The sequence below is a fragment of the Pimelobacter simplex genome (assembly GCF_024662235.1).
Taxonomy (GTDB): domain Bacteria; phylum Actinomycetota; class Actinomycetes; order Propionibacteriales; family Nocardioidaceae; genus Nocardioides.
This window is the reverse complement of the sequence record NZ_CP096277.1, coordinates 40,474-56,691: the sequence shown is the minus strand read 5'-3', so window position 1 is coordinate 56,691 and position 16,218 is coordinate 40,474. Positions and strand designations below refer to the sequence as shown.

17 protein-coding genes are annotated in these 16,218 nt (G+C 72.2%); 9 read left to right on the top strand and 8 right to left on the bottom strand.

Annotated features, from left to right (window positions below; translation table 11 throughout):
* Positions 1-42: 42 nt before the first annotated feature.
* Positions 43-5,952, bottom strand: coding sequence for a MobF family relaxase (mobF, locus tag M0M48_RS30270; protein ID WP_257754613.1), 5,910 nt, complete (start codon positions 5,950-5,952; stop codon positions 43-45).
* Between the two features lie 334 nt (positions 5,953-6,286).
* Here mobF and M0M48_RS30265 point away from each other — a divergent pair, with 334 nt between their 5' ends.
* Positions 6,287-6,670: a hypothetical protein gene (locus M0M48_RS30265; protein WP_257754612.1), complete on the top strand. Its 384-nt coding sequence runs from the start codon at positions 6,287-6,289 to the stop codon at positions 6,668-6,670.
* Positions 6,648-7,175: a hypothetical protein gene (locus tag M0M48_RS30260; protein ID WP_183595610.1), complete on the top strand. Its 528-nt coding sequence runs from the start codon at positions 6,648-6,650 to the stop codon at positions 7,173-7,175. Before M0M48_RS30265 ends, M0M48_RS30260 begins: the two co-directional genes overlap by 23 nt.
* Positions 7,176-7,245: 70 nt before the next feature.
* Here M0M48_RS30260 and M0M48_RS30255 read toward each other — a convergent pair whose 3' ends face one another.
* From M0M48_RS30255 to M0M48_RS30230, 6 genes are all read right to left on the bottom strand, one after another.
* Positions 7,246-7,620 carry a hypothetical protein gene (locus M0M48_RS30255; RefSeq protein WP_257754611.1) on the bottom strand — a complete coding sequence of 125 codons (375 nt, stop codon included), beginning with the start codon at positions 7,618-7,620 and terminating at the stop codon, positions 7,246-7,248.
* The gene (locus M0M48_RS30250) at positions 7,617-7,868 is read right to left on the bottom strand and encodes a hypothetical protein (protein WP_257754610.1); all 252 of its coding nucleotides are present in this window, start codon (positions 7,866-7,868) and stop codon (positions 7,617-7,619) included. The genes M0M48_RS30255 and M0M48_RS30250 overlap by 4 nt, the downstream gene beginning before the upstream one ends.
* Positions 7,865-8,170, bottom strand: coding sequence for a hypothetical protein (locus tag M0M48_RS30245; RefSeq protein WP_257754609.1), 306 nt, complete (start codon positions 8,168-8,170; stop codon positions 7,865-7,867). The genes M0M48_RS30250 and M0M48_RS30245 overlap by 4 nt, the downstream gene beginning before the upstream one ends.
* Positions 8,170-8,631 (bottom strand): hypothetical protein, encoded by a 462-nt coding sequence (locus M0M48_RS30240; RefSeq protein ID WP_257754608.1) that lies wholly within the window; start codon positions 8,629-8,631, stop codon positions 8,170-8,172. The genes M0M48_RS30245 and M0M48_RS30240 overlap by 1 nt, the downstream gene beginning before the upstream one ends.
* A gap of 81 nt (positions 8,632-8,712) precedes the next feature.
* Positions 8,713-9,717 (bottom strand): DUF932 domain-containing protein, encoded by a 1,005-nt coding sequence (locus tag M0M48_RS30235; RefSeq protein WP_257754607.1) that lies wholly within the window; start codon positions 9,715-9,717, stop codon positions 8,713-8,715.
* A gap of 116 nt (positions 9,718-9,833) precedes the next feature.
* Positions 9,834-11,429: a ParB/RepB/Spo0J family partition protein gene (locus tag M0M48_RS30230; RefSeq protein ID WP_257754605.1), complete on the bottom strand. Its 1,596-nt coding sequence runs from the start codon at positions 11,427-11,429 to the stop codon at positions 9,834-9,836.
* A 332-nt stretch (positions 11,430-11,761) separates the two neighbouring features.
* On the opposite strand from M0M48_RS30230, the gene M0M48_RS30225 reads away from it, so the two are divergent.
* From M0M48_RS30225 to M0M48_RS30195, 7 genes are all read left to right on the top strand, one after another.
* A complete protein-coding gene (locus tag M0M48_RS30225; protein ID WP_257754604.1) occupies positions 11,762-12,217 on the top strand; it encodes a hypothetical protein in 456 nt (151 codons plus the stop codon).
* Positions 12,218-12,460: 243 nt separating this feature from the next.
* Positions 12,461-12,850, top strand: a complete 390-nt coding sequence (locus M0M48_RS30220; RefSeq protein ID WP_257754603.1) for a single-stranded DNA-binding protein — start codon at positions 12,461-12,463, stop codon at positions 12,848-12,850.
* 21 nt (positions 12,851-12,871) lie between these two features.
* The gene (locus tag M0M48_RS30215) at positions 12,872-13,900 is read left to right on the top strand and encodes a DUF4192 domain-containing protein (protein ID WP_257754602.1); all 1,029 of its coding nucleotides are present in this window, start codon (positions 12,872-12,874) and stop codon (positions 13,898-13,900) included.
* A 13-nt stretch (positions 13,901-13,913) separates the two neighbouring features.
* On the top strand, positions 13,914-14,078 hold the full coding sequence (locus M0M48_RS30210; protein WP_257754601.1) for a hypothetical protein: 165 nt from the start codon (positions 13,914-13,916) through the stop codon (positions 14,076-14,078).
* Positions 14,075-15,091 (top strand): DNA-processing protein DprA, encoded by a 1,017-nt coding sequence (gene dprA, locus M0M48_RS30205; protein ID WP_257754600.1) that lies wholly within the window; start codon positions 14,075-14,077, stop codon positions 15,089-15,091. Before M0M48_RS30210 ends, dprA begins: the two co-directional genes overlap by 4 nt.
* A 156-nt stretch (positions 15,092-15,247) precedes the next feature.
* On the top strand, positions 15,248-15,373 hold the full coding sequence (locus M0M48_RS30200; protein WP_257754599.1) for a hypothetical protein: 126 nt from the start codon (positions 15,248-15,250) through the stop codon (positions 15,371-15,373).
* A 118-nt stretch (positions 15,374-15,491) separates the two neighbouring features.
* Positions 15,492-15,854, top strand: a complete 363-nt coding sequence (locus M0M48_RS30195) for a hypothetical protein (protein WP_257754598.1) — start codon at positions 15,492-15,494, stop codon at positions 15,852-15,854.
* 13 nt (positions 15,855-15,867) lie between these two features.
* Here M0M48_RS30195 and M0M48_RS30190 read toward each other — a convergent pair whose 3' ends face one another.
* On the bottom strand, positions 15,868-16,137 hold the full coding sequence (locus M0M48_RS30190; protein ID WP_257759369.1) for a hypothetical protein: 270 nt from the start codon (positions 16,135-16,137) through the stop codon (positions 15,868-15,870).
* Positions 16,138-16,218 lie beyond the last annotated feature (81 nt).

Sequence of the window (16,218 nt, the reverse complement as noted above, 5' to 3'; positions counted from 1 at the left end):
CTGCACCAGCCTCGCGCGACCGGCCCGGAAGCAGGCCGGTGGTCAGCGGCGCGGAGTGCCGGGGCGCGGCGGCCGCGGACGGTTGACGTCCTGCCGGTCGCGGGCCGCACCCTGCGACGTGGTCGACGCCGGGCTGCCTGCGCCGGTGTCGTCGATTGGGAGCTCGAGGCGGGACATGACCCGGTAGCGCAGGTCACGGGCGGGGCTGTCGCCCAGCGGCTTCTCGGCGACCAGGCCGCGCGTGCTGGCGCCGACGTCGTGACCCTGTTCGTGGGCCTGCTGCAGCATCGCCGCGGTGGCGGCCCAGTCGCCCTGCTCGAGCAGGCGCGGATCGAGTTCGCGAGCCAGCGGCGCCCAGCGCTCGGCCGAGGTCTGCTCGGCCGCGGCCGCGAGCCGTGCGCGGACCTCGGTGCTCTTGTGCAGCTCGGCCAGCGCCGCCTTCCGCGGGTCGGCATCCCAGCTCTTGACCGCGTCGCGCAGGTCCCGGCGGGCCTGCATTTGAGAGAGCTGCAGCCGAGCCCGCACCTGGTTCACGCCCGGCTCCCAAGCGCGGCTGGGACGCGCCGACAGGATCCTCATGGCGGCCACCCGCGCCTGCTCGGGGGCGAGGTTGTCGAGCCGCTCGGTGAGCAGCTGGTCTCCCAGCGATCGGAAGGCCGGCTGGCCGCTGGCCACTGCGGCGGTGAGCGCTGCGGGCCCGTGCTGGGCGAGCAGGTCGGCCGGGTCGAGGCCGTCAGGGAACCGGGCGTAGCCGGGGTCGAGGCCGTGCGGGGTGAGCATCCAGAAGTCCCGCTCGGCCGCGACCTGGCCGGCGAGGTCGGCGTCGGTGGCCACGATCGGGTCGCGGCCGACGGCGGCCAGCTGGACGGCCTGCTCGTCGGTCAGCGACGTTCCCAGCGGGGCCACGCCGACGTAGAGGCCGGCGCTGGCGATCGTGACGGCGACTGCGTCCATCGGGCCCTCGACGATCACCGGTACGGCGCCCTCGGCGAGCAGCTCGTCGACGACGCCGAACAGCTGAGCGCCCTTGTGGAACAGCGGGGTGTCTGCGGTGTTGAGGTACTTCGGGCCGCCCTTGTCTGCGTCGGTGAGGTCGGGTCGGCGGCGGCCGACGAAGCCGAGCACCTCGCCCTGGTGGATCACGGGGAACATCACCCGGTCGCGGAACCGGTCGATGAGGCGGCCGGTGCTGGCCTCGGTCGCCACTCCGGTGGCGAGCATCTCGGTGTCGCTGACGCCGCGGCCGCGCAGGTGGTCGACCAGGTTGGTCCACCCGGCCGGCGCCTGCCCGGGCCGGAACCGCTCGTCGCCGGCGAGGTCGACGCCGAACCGGCCGGTGAGGTAGTCGCGACCCCACGAGTCGGCGAACCGGGTCTCGAAGAACGCCTGCGCCATGTCGTTGATCTCGAGCATGCGCTCACGCGAGACGGGGGAGGACTGCCACTCCTCGGCCCGCTGGTACATGAGCCGGAGGTCGGCGTCGGTGGGTTCCAGACGGGTGCCGCCCAGGTCGCGGATGTAGGCCGACAGGGTGAGGTCGGGTTCGACGTACTGGTCCTCGTCGGCCGCCTCGAGCGCGTTGACCTGGTGCTCGTCGTACTGGCCCTCGTCGACCGGCCCGTGCTCCGGGCCGGGGTCCTCCGTCAGCGGCCACGGGACGTCGTCGGGGTGGTCGACGAACGCCGCCGGGTCGGGATCCACGCCCTCCCACAGGTCGGCCGGCGGCTCATCGAAGTGGACCTCGTGCGCGTGCTCGTCGGGGGCAGTCTCCAGCGCGATCGAGGTCCGCCAGACCAGCGCCTGGCACTCGTCGACGCCGTCCCAGCCGTCGCTCCGCATCGCCCGCCCGGCACCCAGCAGGGCCTCGACCTGCCAGCCGCGCTGAACGCCGTGGTCCACGTTGGAGACGAGAGCGGGCCACCAGGTGCTGGCCTGGATGCTCGCGGCGCGCTCGGGACCGAACAGCTCCACGAGGCGCGGAGTCCACTCGGTGGTGACGCTCTCGCCGTGGGAACCGTCACCGATCTGGGCGGCGACGGCCGGGGTCAGTTGACGGGCCATGCGCCACCACACGGCCGCCGCGGCGTGCTCGTCGGGCAGCGGGCCGGCCGGGTGGTCCGGGGCGGTGGCGGTGCGCAGCAGTTCGTGGGCGGTGACGCCGGCGCGGGACATCGCGGCGAGACGCTCGGCCAGCAGCGGGGTGAACTCGTCGTCGCGGACCTGCGGCGCCAGCGAGTAGAGCAGCTGGCGCCATTCCTTGAGCGCCGGGGTGTGGTCTCCGGTGACGGACTTGTTGAGGCGCCGCTGCCAGGTCGCGGAGATCTTCTGCAGCTGCGGCGCCCCGGTCGGTCGCCGGTCGTCGCCGGGGACCTGCATGGCGGCTCGCCAGACCTCGACGTCGGCGATGGTGGCGGACTGGGGGCGGATGCCGTTCTGGGCCCACACCGGCAGCGCACCCTTGTCGGCCTGGTCGGTCGCGCGGGTGCTCACCTGGTCGGCGAGCTCGGTGACCAGGTGAGCACGCTGGGCGAGGTAGGCGCCCCAGTGCGGGTCCTCGGCCAGGCGGGGCGGGACCGCGGGCATCCAGGGCAGCGGGCCGGCGCCGGCGTTGCGCAGGCCGGAGGCGTCCAGGCGCCAGTCGAGGACCGCGGCGCGGTCGTGCGCGGTCTCCAGCTCGCGGTCGCCGGCTGCTGCCCGGAGCGCGTCGACGGGGTTCTCTCCGGCGGCGCCGAGCAACAGCAGGTGGGCCCGCAGGGTCGGCCACGCCGCCTCCTCCGAGAGTCCCGGGACGAGCGTCTCGACGGTGCTGTCGAGCGCGTCGACCACGTTGAGCGCCGTTCCGTCGGCCGCGGTGATGGTCTCGTGGCGCAGCAGGTCCTCGGCGGCGACGTAGAGGCTGTCGAGGTAGCGCTGGGCGGCCTCGCCGACCCGGGTGGCCGGGTCGGCCTGCTCGCGGATGAGGCTGGTTGCGGACCGCTGGGCGTCGTCGCGGGCCAGCATCGACTCGAGGATGTCGGTGGGGGTGAGCGGCCGGACCAGCGTCGGGTGGATCACCGAGTGCGGGTCCCCGTCGCCGACGACCTCGAGGTAGACGTGGTTGGCGTGCGCGCCGCGGGTCATCATCGTGTAGAGCTGTTGACGCGACTCGGTGCCGGTGGCCAGGCCGTGCATGGTGTCGGCGGTGACGCCCTGGGCCGTGTGCACGGTGCACGCGTAGCCGAGCTCGGTGGATCGGGCGACGTAGTCGGCCGGCAGCCGCACGGTGCGGCCGTGCTGGGTGTGCTGGACGGTCAGGTCGCCACCGTCGTGGATCTCCAGCACGTGCCAGCGGTCGCCGTTCTTCACCCAGTCGGTGGCTGAGGTGCGCAGCCGGCGGTCGTTCTCGCGGGTGATGATCAGCTCGCCGATTGAGGCCTCGTTGCCGTCGCCCAGCCGGCGCACCGGTCCGAGGCTGGCGAGGTCGGCCGGGTCGAGCCCGTCGAGCCGGTGGGCGCGTGCCTGCTGGTTCAGCTCGCTGACCAGGTCGCGGGTCGGGGCGAGCATGATCGAGTCCAACCCGGCGGCGCGGTCGGCCTGCCACGCGGCGAAGACCTCCTCGGTCATCGACGCCAGGTCGCCGACGTGGACCCGGTCGCGGTCGAGGTAGAAGCCGAGAGCCTCGGCCTTGCCCTCGCGCAGCGCGAGCGAGGCGGCACCCTCGGCGGGGTCCTTGAACCGGACGAGCTCGGTCAGCTGCAGCGCGCCGTGGGTGGCGCGGATGTCGCGCAGCACGCCGCCGGCGCCGATCGCGGAGAGCTGCTGGTCGTCGCCGATCAGACGCACGCTGCCGCCACGCTCGAGGATGTAGGACACCGCGGCATCCAGGGAGAGGGTGTCGGCCATCCCGGCCTCGTCGATGACCACCAGCGTGGAGGAGTCGATGCCGGCAACCCACGCGGGCATCGCGGCGCCCGACTCGCGGGCCTCCTGCAGCGAGTGCGTGAGCTTGGCCAGGGTGTCGGTCTGGGTGTCGATCTGCGAGCGCAGCGCGTCCGCGGCCGCGGCCGACGGCGCGAGGCCGATGATCGTGCCGCCGCCGTCCGCCCACGCGCTGGCCAGCGCCCGCATCGCGGTGGTCTTGCCCGATCCGGCGGGCGCGACCGCCAGCTGGAGCCGTGCCCCAGAGGTGGCCATCTCCCGCACCAAGGTGGCCTGACCGGCGTTGAGGGTGATGCCGTTGGCGGTCGACTCGAGCAGCGCCAGGTCGACCGAGTCGGTCGAGACGGCGTACCCGTCGTGGCAGCCGGCGGCCGCGACCAGGCGCTCCTCGGCGCCCAGCACCTTGCTCGAGGTGAACAGCTCGGCGCCGCTCTGGGTGTAGACCGAGGCGCCGTCGGCGCGGCGCAGCTCGGCCGGCTCGCTGATGGTGTCCCACGGGCGGGCCATGCTCACCGAGCGTCCGTCGAGGACCTCGCTGACCAGCAGGTCGACCGCCTCGGAGACCTGGTTGGTGGGCACGTTGGCGCCCCTGACCTGCCGCTGTGCCTCGGCGTAGACGTGCCAGTACTGCCAGGTGCTGCGGCGGCCCTCCATCGTCGACACGATCCGGTCTGTGGTCTTGGCGAACCACGCCGAGTCGGCCAGGGACCGGGCCGCTGCCTTGGGGTTGAGGGCGCCATGGACCATCTGCTTGACCCGCTGCGGGGTGCCCAGGACCTCGACGGCCTCGCGGTTCCAGGTCTCGCGCTGCTCGGCCAGCGAGCGCGGCTCGTGCTTGGCCTCGCGGGTCTCCAGCGTCGCCTGCTGGGACAGCTGGATGGTCTCCACCGGCGTCGGCGGCCGCCCGTGGGTGGCCTGGAAGGCGGCCGCGAGGACCTTGCGGCGGTCCTCGACGCTGGCGCGGCGCTTGGAGAACCGGCGGTTCAGCTCGGGATCGACGCCGACGATCTCGCGCACCGGCCGCTTGCGGGCGTCCTCGTTCGGGCGCTCCTCGAAACGCACGCCGAGGGCGTCGACCAGGTGCCGCTCGAGTGCGGTGTTGTAGGTCTCCGAGGCCGAGACGACCGCCTTGTGCAGCGGCCGGCCGTCGATCGCCAGCCACTTGCCGTCGAGGGTCTGGACCTTGTTGGCCACCGCGACGTGGGTGTGCAGGTCGGGGTCGCCGGCACGGGAGTCGCGGTGGGTGAACGCCGTGGCGACCAGGCCGCGGACGTCGACCTGGCGCACGCCGTTGGTGCCGCGGCGGGTGAACAGCGCCTTGGACTCGATGAAGTCCAGGGCGTCCTTGATCGCCGCCTGGTGGGCCCGCTCGATCACCGCGGCGGTCTTCGGGTCGGCGATCGCCCACAGCACCGAGACGCTCTTGACCGGTGAGAAGGTCAGGTCGTAGCCGGCCACCGCGTTGGTCTTGGGGCGGGAGTGCTTGGCGATCGTGGCGGCCAGCTCGCGGGCGTCGGCGGGTTCCCGGCCGTGCTCGGCACGGAAGAACTCGGCCGCGACCTCGGTGCGGACCTTGGCCCGATCGGCCGCGGGGACCGGCCAGTCGCCCGGCAGGCCGGCGGCCTCGTTGAGGGCGGCGATGCGCTTGGCGACCTCGATCCGGAACGGGCTGATGTCGTTCTCGTAGACCTTGTACGGCGTGCCGAGCTGGCGGGCGGTCTTGTAGTCAGCCTCGGTCGGCCGGTCGACTCCCTCGCGGCCGATGCGCAGGTCCAGATCCTTGGTCCGCTGCGTGGCCAGCGGGTGGTGACCGGAGCCGAACAGGCTCTGCATGTGGTCGGCGGTGACGATGTCGCCGGCGTCGAGGCCCTCCAGGCCCTCCATGCCCGAGCCGACCCACACACCGGGGGTCTCGCCCTTCTCGGTGTAGTAGCTCGCCAGCCCGGTGTGGCCCTTGTCGGTGGCATCCAGAGCTGCGACCTGGCGGGTCAGGTAGTCGTACCCCGACCCCGCCGTCAGCTTGTGGAGGCTCATCGTCACGGTCACCTACGTGCGCGCGTGCGCGCGGTGCGATCACTTCCGGCCGGATTTCTGGTGTGTTCTTTCTATTCGGCGGACCGAGAATGCAAGAGGTGTGTGGCACTTGGGAGGTCGCGGAAATCTGGGGGGGCGCTGAGGGGCGTCGGTGACGGCGAGGTCGTCGGGTTCGGGCTGGCTGGGGTGGATGGGTCTGGCTGGTTCTGGCTGGGCTGGTTCGGGGGTCGAGGTGGTCGGGTTCGGAAGTTTCTTGGCCGGTGGTGATCGCACGGGCACCGGGATTTGTCGTAGGTGACTGTCAGAGTCCATGTCGACAAGGAGTGAGGACCGGATGAGTCAGCAGACGATCAAGCAGCAGGCGCGGCGTACGGCGCGGGAGATGGCCGAGAAGCGGCGCAGGGAGCGCGAGGAGCGGGAGCGCCGGGTGATCGACCTGGCCGAACAGGTCATGGTCGCGATCGGTCAGCGGGACGCGGCGGTGGCCGAGACCGAGAAGCGCGCCGGTGAGGCGCTGCGGGAGTTGACCGAGGTCGAGGGGCTGTCCCTGGGCGAGGCCGTGGAGTGGTGCGGCGAGACGGTCACCGTGCGGGAGGCGACGCGGCTGCGGCGGCTCGCCAACGCGGACGGCGAGCCGAGCGGCGACGTACGCGACGACGGCGCGGCGCTGGCGTCTGCCGGGAGCGGGGGAGCGGGTGCCGGTACGTCGGTTGGATGACGCCGGCCTCGCGGCGGTCGCGGCAGCGATCGCGGACCCGGCGGTGCTCACGCGCTACCGGGCGAAGGTCGCCACGGTGCCGGGCAGTGAGTGCCTGTGGTGGACCGGGGCGGTGGCCGGTCGCTCCGAGCGGGAGCGCACGGACGGCGGTGGCCATGGCCGGTTCTGGTACGCGCCGGGGCGGGTGATCATCGCCCACCGGTTCGCGTACGCAGTCATGCACGGCGTTGACGCGCTCGCGGAGGCGCGGCTGCTTGGGCACCGCTGCCACAACCCGCTGTGCCAGCGGATCGCGCCGGACCACGTCGTGGTGTCGAGCGCGGCGCAGAACCGCCGTGAGTGGTCGGTGCAGCGTCGGCTGCCGTACAGCCCGCTGGCCGACCCGCGCGGCCCGCGTCGACGCGCGCGGGAACTGCGCGACCTGGCGCGTGAGGACCCGCAGCTCGTAGCCGACGACCTTGCTCGGCTCCAGGAGCTGCTGGGCGAGCAGCTGACCTTGTGGTGACGGCCCGACGCCCACGCAGAAGGACGCCCGCAGCGATGACCGCTGCGGGCGTCCTTGCGGTCGGAGTGGGTCAGGCGGGTTCGCCGTCGAGGAGTCGACCGAGCGTCTCCCACAGGTCGAGGTAGCCGTCCGCGTCCTCGGGTGCCTGCTCGCCCCACCGGGCGTGAAGGTCGCGGATGCGGTCGAGCCGGTCCAGACGGTCGGGCAGCGCGGTGCGGGCAGCGGCCATGAACTTCACGTCGGGCGCGTGCTCGGGAACGTCGCCCCCGCGTGGGTATGTCCTGAGCCCGAGCCGCTGCCAGTGAGCACCGGCGTAGGCGACGAGGATGTTGTCCGGGATCAGGGCGTCGGCGGCGGTGGCGCGGATCTTGTCGCCGTTCGGAGTCCAGGGGCCGGGGGTCGCGCGGGCCTCCAGCGCACGCAGCGTGGCGTCGTCGTCGCTCATGCTGGCTGGTCCTGCCAGGCGGTCGCGGCGGCGAGGTCGAGCCGTCCAGCGGCGGCGGTGGCCACGGCGGTGATCCGTGCGGCGAGCGCCCGCAACTCGGCGGGCGTGCCCTGGATCGCCACCACGTCGTCCCCGGCCAGCGTCAGGACCGGCTGGCGGTGCTCACCGGCTCCCACCCAGTCCTCGCCGGGGGTGAACACCTGGACGCTGGTCTCGCGGGCTGCCAGCCACTCGATGTGCGCGCTCACGGGGTCACCTCGGCGGGTGCGGTGCCGATGAGGCGGCGGAACGCCTCCACGTCGGCTTCGAGGGAGAACAGGCGGCGGCGGTGGTGGTCGTTCTCCGTGCCGACCTCGGTCAGGACCCCGGCGAGGCCGTCGAGGAACGCCACGACGGCCTCGGCGGTGACCTCCTCGCCCATCGCGGTCCACGGCTTCGGGACGCGGCTGCTGGCGGCGTACGGCATCTTCATCATGGCGGCGACGATGCGGCGCTGGTCGCGCTCGCTGATCACGGTGCCGGTCGGCTCCGGCTGAGTCTGCTCGGTCATCACTGCTCCTGTTCGGTGGTGCGGGTGGCGTACTCGGCGTGCAGGGCGTCCAGCGCCGTGGCGACGCTGGACAGGGCCGCGTCCAGGTGGGCGCGGGCGGTCTCGGGGGTCCACCGGCGCACGTCGCGCAGCCGGTGCTCGATGACGATCAGGTCGCAGGCCGTCTCGCTGAGGGTGTGCCGGTCCTTGGCGGTGTTCGCCTCGACGTCGGGGGCAGCGCCAGTCGGCACGTTGTCCCGCGTCGCGATGGTGACGAACTGGTTGAGCGGCAGGGTGCGGGCGCCGAGGACCAAGGCTGCGATGTGGACCTCGCGCCCGGGGCGGCCGGGTTCGTCCACGGTCACCGTGGTGATGGGGAACGCGACTCCGGTGTCGGGGTCGACCAGAGTGTCGGTGGGTCGGAGATCCCACGCGCGGACCTGCTCGGTGGCGAGGTCAGTGTGGGTGGTCGTGTTGGCCATGGCTCCTCCTTCGTTTGGGCCGGTGGCGGGCCGGACTCGGGGTCTCAGCCCGCCACCGGAGGAGACTTGCGGGACGGACGGTCAGGCGGGGGCCAGCGCGGTCCAGGCGCGGCGCTTGATCCGGTCGGGGTCATCGCTGGTGAGGACGCGGGTGGCGCGGGCGGTCTTTTCGTCGCCCTTGGTGCGGACCGGGGCGTAGTGGTCGACGTACTCCGCGACGGCCTGGTAGCCGGCCCACGCGGTGTCGCGGATGCCGGCCTGGGTGTCGGCGTCGGCGAAGAGCCAGTGCAGCCGGGAGCGGCGACGGCGCTCGGTCTCGCGCACGCGCTTGGTCGCGTGGGCCTCGGCCTTGCCGAACGTGGCGTCGATCAGGGCGTCGAAGGCGGCGTCGGTCATGGTCTGCTGGATCAGCCGCTCGGCCTCGACCTGGAACGCGTCGACGTAGGTGAAGGTCAGGCCGAGCGCGTCGCGGGCGGCCTGCACGGCGGCCTTGGCGTTGCGGGTGTGGCGGATCGAGAACGACGACTCGTGGTTGCGCAGGGCCGCGCTTTGGGTGTTCGCGCACACGACGCGGACCGGGGTCACGAGGATGCGGAACGCGCTGGAGCCGTCGTGGCTGTTGAGCGCGGCGATGTTCAGGTCGACGCGGTCGGTGCCGCCGACGGTGAGCGAGTCCGGCAGCTGCATGGTGATGAACACCTGCCGCCCGCCGCGCAGCGACCCGGCGGTGTCGAAGATCGCGCCGGACTCGTCGGCCAGCAGGTTCAGGAACTCGGCGTGGTCCTCGTTCTGCAGCGGGGTGTAGCCGCCGCCCACGACGCCGAGCGCCTCGGGCTCGCCGGTGAACGGGTTGGTGCGCACCGTGGCGAAGCCGGGGACCTCGATCGCGGTGACGCCGCCCTCGCTTACCTCGGCGGTGGTGAGCGGCAACTTGCGGACGTCCCAGCCGCCCAGGTGACCGAGCCGCATGGCCTCTTCGGCGGTGAACGCGCGGTCGCGGACGGTGGTGCCTAGGCGGTGCCAGGCGTCCTTGCGGGCGAAGACGGCTGCGGCCTGCGTGCCGTGGGTCTCGATCTCGTGTGACATGTCGGGGTCCTCCCGGGTAGCGGATCAAATGAACTGAGTTCATTCTATGGTTTCTATTCCACTGAGGGCGGTTCTCCACAGGGAGAACCGCCCTCGGGTGGGGGAGGGGTGACGGGTCAGGCGGCGCTGTCGCTGGCCTCGTGGGCGTTGTCGTCGGCGTCGTCGCTGGCGTCCTCGGTCGTCGGCTGCTCCTCGCCGAGGAGGATCCGCTCGACCTCGCTGGGCTGGTAGCCCCACTCCACGAGCGCGCCGAGCACGCGGGCGTCCCACGCGGTCGGGTTGCGCCACGAGTGCTTGCCGGTCGTCGCCTCCCACGCAGAGACGACCGCCGCGAGCGTGGTCATGGTCGCGGTCTTCGGCGTGCTCGCCTTGGTGGCGATCTTGCGGCACTCGTCGTGGCCAGCGCCGTAGTAGCCGGTCGGCCGCTCGACCCCGAGCAGGGTGAAGAGCATCGGGTGGCGGTGGTCCATGGCCTTGCTCAGCGAGTGGTGTCCGGTGACGACGGCCTCGCAGATCAGGGCCTCGGCTCCCTTCGGGGCGGTCTTGCGGGCGACGAACGTGGCGAGCCACTCGCGGCGCACCGTCTCCGCGCTGGTCCACGCCTTGTTGTTGGCGATCACGCGGCGGCGCTCCTGGCGCTGCTGCTCGCGCTGCGCCTCGGCCTCCTCCTCGTTCTCGCCCTCGTCGCTGCTGTCGGCGGTGCTACTGCCGGAGCCGCCGCGACGCCGCAGACCGGAGGCGGCGAGGTCGGTCACGACCCAGACCGGCACGTACTGCTGGTAGGGCTCGGCGGGCTCGTAGTCCTCGCTCTCCTCGTCGCTGCCGTCCTCGCTCTCCTCGTCGTACTCGTCCTCGGGGTAGACCCACTCCTTGACGACGTGGACGCGAGCGCCGGGGACGTTGGGCCACTTCTCCTCGGCCAGCGGCTCGCCGTCCTCGGTGACCAGCCGCTCGATGCGCAGCACCTCGTCGGCCTGCTCGACCTCCTCGGCGGTCAGGACCGGCAGGCCCTCGGCGCGCAGGCGCTCGACCTCGGCGGCGTCGGCCTCGCGTTCGGCGGCCTCGTCGCGCAGCCGCTGGGCCTCGTGGGCGAGCGAGCGCCGCCACCGCTTGGCGTTCTCCAGCCGCTCGACGGCAGCGGGGTCGTGCTCGAACTCGGCGAAGATCGCGGCCTCTTCCAAGGTCAGGTCGCCGGAGTCGAGGCGGTTGCGGCTCTGGTCGGCCTTGGTGACGGCCAGAGCGGCGTTCACGGTCGGGCGGTCGATGCTGGTGCGCTTGGCGATCTGCGCGGCGCTCACGCCGAGCAGGGCCAGCTGCTCCACGCCCGCGACGATCTCGGCCTCGCGCATCCCGGCCCGATGGATGTTCTCGACCATCTGGTCACCGATCCGGTCGGCGTCGGCGGGCTTGGGCACGACCCGGGCCGGGATCAGGCCGGTGGGGGTGCCGACCTCGGCGGCGGTCACCGTACGCCGCTGGCCACGCAGCAGGACGTACTGCCCGTCCTCGTCGCGGTAGACCGTGACGGCTTCCAGCACGCCGCGCTCCTTGATCGACTTGCGGAACTCCTTGTGGTCGGGTCGCAGGTCGGTGCGGACGTTGGTGCCGATGATGATCGCGGCGGGGTCGAGGTGCAGGAACTCCTCGGACTGGACGGCCTCGGTGGCCTCGTCGGCGGCGGTGTCGGCGGTGGCCTGGATGGTGTCGGTCATGCTGCTGTCCTCCATGAGTAGAATAGAAAGAACTGACATGACCTAGTCTCCCAACGGGGGCCGACACCTACCGGGCCACAGGGCGAACCTGTGGAAAGGTGGGCACGTCCCGAGGGTGGGGAAAACCCCTGCTCTCACCGGGCGCGGACTCCGCTGCGGCGGCGCGGCGCAGCTGCACCTCGTAGCTGTCTGGACGGAAGGAATCGGCCGAGAGTGGGAACGGCTGCACGCGGCCCCGCCCGGGAATGCAGCGGCGTTGGTGTTAGCCGCTGCAGCTCGTCGGCGATCGCTCCCGGCCCGTGGGGCAGGGGAGTGGCTGAGGTGGTGGTGGCGTGACGAGCCAGACCACGATCCCGGTCGGGATCTACTGGAAGCCCGGCGTGTGGGATCTCGCGCGGTCGGCGTATGTCGCCGACCTGGACACCGATCCTGAGTCGCCTGGTTCGTTCGTCGGCTGGCTCGCCCAGGCGCTCGAGCTGCACGCCCGACGCTCGCCCCAGAAGCGGGCCGAGCTCGCGGCCGCGGGCGAGAACCATCCCGCGCTGGTCAGCGTGACCCGCAAGAGCTTCAACAAGAAGCACGACCTGCCGGCCTCGACGATGGAGACGGTCGAGGACGCCCTGGTCGCCGATCGGCAGGAGCTCGGCCGGATGCTCGCGCGCTCTGCGTTTGCCCAGGAGGCTGTCATCGCCGCGGCCGAGGACTCCCGTCGCCGGCTTGGCCGCGAGCTGCCGCCACCTCCGCAGAAGCTCAGCAACCGGCCGCCGCGGCGCCGTCCGGCTACGTAGCTGGCCGGGGCCGTCGGCACGGTTGTGTCGGCGGCTGCGCCTAGCGTCCTTTCCCAGCGCCCCGATCCGGTACCCGAGAGCCGGTCGGGGCGCTTCTTTGTGCCCTGCGGTGAGCGCCCTGGCCTCCCTGCGAGCTCGAGCGGATCCGAAACAAGTTCGGGCCAGGTGATCGCTGCCGGGCCCCGAACGGACCTAGGTGACTGCGGGACCGATTTCCGTCTCGCCGTCACCTAGGAGGAAGTCATGTCCACCACCGTCACCTTCGCCGGCAACCTGGCCGAGGCTCCCGAGCTGCGTTACACCCGCGAGAACAAGCCGTTCGTCAGCTGCCGGGTCTTGGTCAACCGGCGTGTGCAGAACGACGAGGGGGAGTGGGTCAACGACGAGCCCACCGCGCACAACGTGAAGATCTTCGGCTCGGCCGCCAGCCACGTGCACGACAGCTGCGGATCCGGCGACCCGATCTTCGTCCACGGCCTCGAGCGCACCGAGAGCTGGCCGGACAAGGAGACCGGCGAGAAGCGCACCAAGGACGTCGTGGTCGTCGACAACCGCTTCGGCGAGGTCGGTATCTCGCTCAAGTACGTGTCCGCGCGCATCGAGCGCACCGCCCGCCCGGCCCAGGCCAGCTGAGCCGTAAGGAGGTTCGCTCCGATGGATCTCGTCGTACAGTCCCCGGACGAGCTGCTCGCCGCGGTGCCGCACGTCCTGGGCTTCAAGCCCGAGGAGTCGATCGTTCTGGTGCCGTTCCGGCCCGGACTGCCGATCACCCGCGTCGACCTCCCGACGACCGCCGCCGACCGCGAGGCGGTCTGGGACGCCGTCAGTGGCCCCTACGGCCGGCACGCCCGCCCCGGAGCCCGGCTGGCCATCCTCTGCTTCACCGAGGACCGCCGCAGCGCCGAGCTGGCCAGCCAGCACCTGTCCAACCGCCTCGAGACCGTGGGCATCACCACCCACATCCGACTGTGGTCCGACGGCGAGCGCTGGCGCGAGTTCAACACCGGCCAGACCGGCCTGCAGACGCAGGCGACCGCCGAGCGGATCGCGGCCGCCACGGTGCTCACCGGCGCCGCACAGCCGGCGGCCAACCGCGCCTCACTGGCGGCCTCCATGGTCGGTGACCGCGAGCCGATCGCCCAGCTGATCCCCGCAGCTCGAGCAGCAGCCACCGCCAGCAGCCCCGCCGTTGAGCAGGACTGGGCACTGGACCGCCTCGAGCAGTTCCATGCCGACGGCAATCGGCTCTCCGACGTCGACGGGGCCCGGATGCTCGTCGCGCTGGAGACGATCAGCACCCGCGACGCGCTCTGGGAGGACATGAACCGGGAGAACCACACCTCTCACATGGCGATCTGGAACGACCTCACTCGCCGCGCGCCGGACGAGGTCCGTGCGGCGCCGGCCTCCATGCTCGGCTTCGCCAGCTGGCTGCACGGCGACGGTGCCAAGGCCTGGTGCGCGCTGGACCAGGTACCCGCCGACCGGCCCTACTCCATGGCCGCCATCGTCGCCTCTGCCCTGCAGAACGGCATCCACCCGCGCGAGTGGGAGAGGTACCAGACGCAGATGCGCGACCTCGCCGGCGAGCTCGACGAGTCCTTCGTTCCTCAGCCTCCGAGCCAGCAGCGCGACCTACCGGGCACCCGGCCCGCCACCGACCGCCCCGCCCCGGGCCGCTGAGGAGGAAACCGCAATGAACCACGACGACGCCGACCCGATCGCCCAGGCCCAGCCCAGCGCCACTGAGCGCCAGCTGCGCCGCCTGGTGGTGCCCGAGCCCGCGGCCTACGCCCCAGACAAGCGCCTCGACGTCATCCACGAACCCGACCTCGAGCTGCTGTGGGGAGGCCAGGCATGAGCGGCGACGTCGACGAGGCCGACCGGCTCGCGAGGGTGACCCTGAGTCGGGCGATCGAGCCCGGCGACCTCCGCGTCACCGGGCTGGTCAGCGAGCTCGGCGCCGGCAAGGTCCTCGGCTACCTTGAGGCCGCGGCCGAGGTCGAGTCCCACTGGGGCTTCGGGATCGCCCAGGAGCTCGGCCGCGTCGACCCCGCCCAGGTGCTCGAGCAGGCAGCCGCCCGCGGCATCCGCTTCATCGTCCCCGGCGACGCCGAGTGGCCCACCCAGCTCGGCGCCCTCCGCGCCGCCGGCGCCCTCCACGATCGCGGCGGTGAACCGGTCGGCCTGTGGGTCCTCGGATCGCACGACCTGCGCCACCTTGCCGGCAACGCCGTCGCGGTCGTCGGCTCACGAGCCGCCACCAGCTACGGCACCGAACAGGCCACCGAACTTGGCCGCGACCTCGCGACGATGGGCCACAGCGTCATCAGCGGCGCCGCGTTCGGCGTCGACCAGGCCGCACACCGCGGCGCCCTCCTCGCGGGTGGCCCGACCATCGCGGTCATGCCCGGCGGCGTCGACCGGCCCTACCCGGCCGCGCACGCCCAGCTGCTCGAAGCGATCGCCGAGCGCGGCCTGGTCGTCTCGGAAGCACCCCCGGGCGCCGGACCAACCCGGACCCGCTTCCTGGCACGGAACAGGATCACCGCCGGCCTCGCCGAGGGCACCGTGGTCGTCGAGGGAGCCGTACGCAGCGGCGCGATGAACACCGCCCACTGGACCACCAACCTGCACCGGCCCCTCATGGGCGTCCCCGGCCCCGTCAGCAGTGTGGCATCGACCGGCGTCAACCAGCTGATCCGACTCGGGTCTGCCAGCGCGGTCGCCAACGCTCAAGACGTCATCACCGACGTCATGACACACGCCGCCCGGGCCGACCTGGTCGACGAGTCGTTCGTTCCCGGTCCCGTGCGGTCCGTCCCGCGGGCGGTTCCCGCGGGCGCTTCACCGTCCGCCGCTCCGCGTCGGTGACCGCCTTCGCGGCCCCTGTGGATAACCCGATTCGTGTCGGGATCCGCACCTACTCTGCTGAGAGTTCCTAGGTCCCGGTCGACGTCGTCGACCAGGACCGCACTCGGGAGCAGCACCCAACCCAAGCCGCCCGAACGTCACAGGAAGGAACCGCCCATGATCACCCTGACCACCCGGCCGCCGGCTGTCCGCGTCGACTGGATGTGGACCGTCAGCGTCGAGCGCGTCTTGGACGCAGCACCCGACCTGCTCACCTGGGCCGACGCACCTCGCACCGATTGAGCCGACGATGCGCTCGAGGTTGCCTGGATCCGTCCTTCCGGCCGGCGTCTCAGCTCGGCGGAGCGGGTCATCGCGGTTCTACGGACGTGTGTCGGATCCCGCTGCAAGACTCAGTGCCATGTCGTGGGAACAGGATGTCGTCGCCAAGCACGGGCGGCCGCTGGCTGAGATCGAGGGACACGTCTACGTGCTCCACTACGAGACTCCGCAGGTGGTGAAGTCGGTGAGCAGTGAGTACGCGGCCGTCCCGCCTCAGCAGGACCAGGACGGCTTCCTCTCGGCCACGGCGATCCGGCACTACGTCGGCTGGACGCAGCAGGCGAACCCGCGAAAGCGGATCAACCGCCATGGCCGTGCCGCCCAGCGCGAGATCGTCTACCTGGAGCCGGGCACGCTGCGCGACGAGGAGACGATGAAGCGTGTGGGCGTCTGCCCCAAGTGCGGCGAGAACCTGCGCGACTCCTTCGCTGCACGGTCCTGAACGCCGCGAAGGGTCAGTGGTCGGGACCGGTCCAGTTCGGGTCGACCGGGACCGGGATCGGGTCCTCGATCCGCAGCCAGTCCATCTTGACGACCGGCTTGAGCGCGGCGTCGTCGTGCCAGACCACGAGGGCCTCCCAGCGCCGGCCTTCGCGCTTCCAGTCGAGGATGAGACCCCGTGACGGCTTGAGCCGGCCGGTGTTCCGGATCAGCACGAACCGCACGTCGCCGTACGGCCGCCACGCGTCGTTCTTCGGCGGGTTGGCGGACACGTCGGCGCTCACTCGGTGGTGAGCAGCTCGGCCGGGATCCACTCCTCGACCGTGGCCCAGCGGCCGGGGCGCAGCTGCGCGACGTAGACGACC

What these genes read in the sequence shown, in the direction of transcription:
- mobF (WP_257754613.1), bottom strand. Translation starts at nt 5,952, where the DNA reads ATGAGCCTCCACAAGCTGACGGCGGGGTCGGGGTACGACTACCTGACC.
- M0M48_RS30265 (WP_257754612.1), top strand. Translation starts at nt 6,287, where the DNA reads ATGAGTCAGCAGACGATCAAGCAGCAGGCGCGGCGTACGGCGCGGGAG.
- M0M48_RS30255 (WP_257754611.1), bottom strand. Translation starts at nt 7,620, where the DNA reads ATGAGCGACGACGACGCCACGCTGCGTGCGCTGGAGGCCCGCGCGACC.
- M0M48_RS30245 (WP_257754609.1), bottom strand. Translation starts at nt 8,170, where the DNA reads ATGACCGAGCAGACTCAGCCGGAGCCGACCGGCACCGTGATCAGCGAG.
- M0M48_RS30240 (WP_257754608.1), bottom strand. Translation starts at nt 8,631, where the DNA reads ATGGCCAACACGACCACCCACACTGACCTCGCCACCGAGCAGGTCCGC.
- M0M48_RS30235 (WP_257754607.1), bottom strand. Translation starts at nt 9,717, where the DNA reads ATGTCACACGAGATCGAGACCCACGGCACGCAGGCCGCAGCCGTCTTC.
- M0M48_RS30230 (WP_257754605.1), bottom strand. Translation starts at nt 11,429, where the DNA reads ATGACCGACACCATCCAGGCCACCGCCGACACCGCCGCCGACGAGGCC.
- M0M48_RS30220 (WP_257754603.1), top strand. Translation starts at nt 12,461, where the DNA reads ATGTCCACCACCGTCACCTTCGCCGGCAACCTGGCCGAGGCTCCCGAG.
- M0M48_RS30215 (WP_257754602.1), top strand. Translation starts at nt 12,872, where the DNA reads ATGGATCTCGTCGTACAGTCCCCGGACGAGCTGCTCGCCGCGGTGCCG.
- M0M48_RS30210 (WP_257754601.1), top strand. Translation starts at nt 13,914, where the DNA reads ATGAACCACGACGACGCCGACCCGATCGCCCAGGCCCAGCCCAGCGCC.
- dprA (WP_257754600.1), top strand. Translation starts at nt 14,075, where the DNA reads ATGAGCGGCGACGTCGACGAGGCCGACCGGCTCGCGAGGGTGACCCTG.
- M0M48_RS30200 (WP_257754599.1), top strand. Translation starts at nt 15,248, where the DNA reads ATGATCACCCTGACCACCCGGCCGCCGGCTGTCCGCGTCGACTGGATG.
- M0M48_RS30195 (WP_257754598.1), top strand. Translation starts at nt 15,492, where the DNA reads ATGTCGTGGGAACAGGATGTCGTCGCCAAGCACGGGCGGCCGCTGGCT.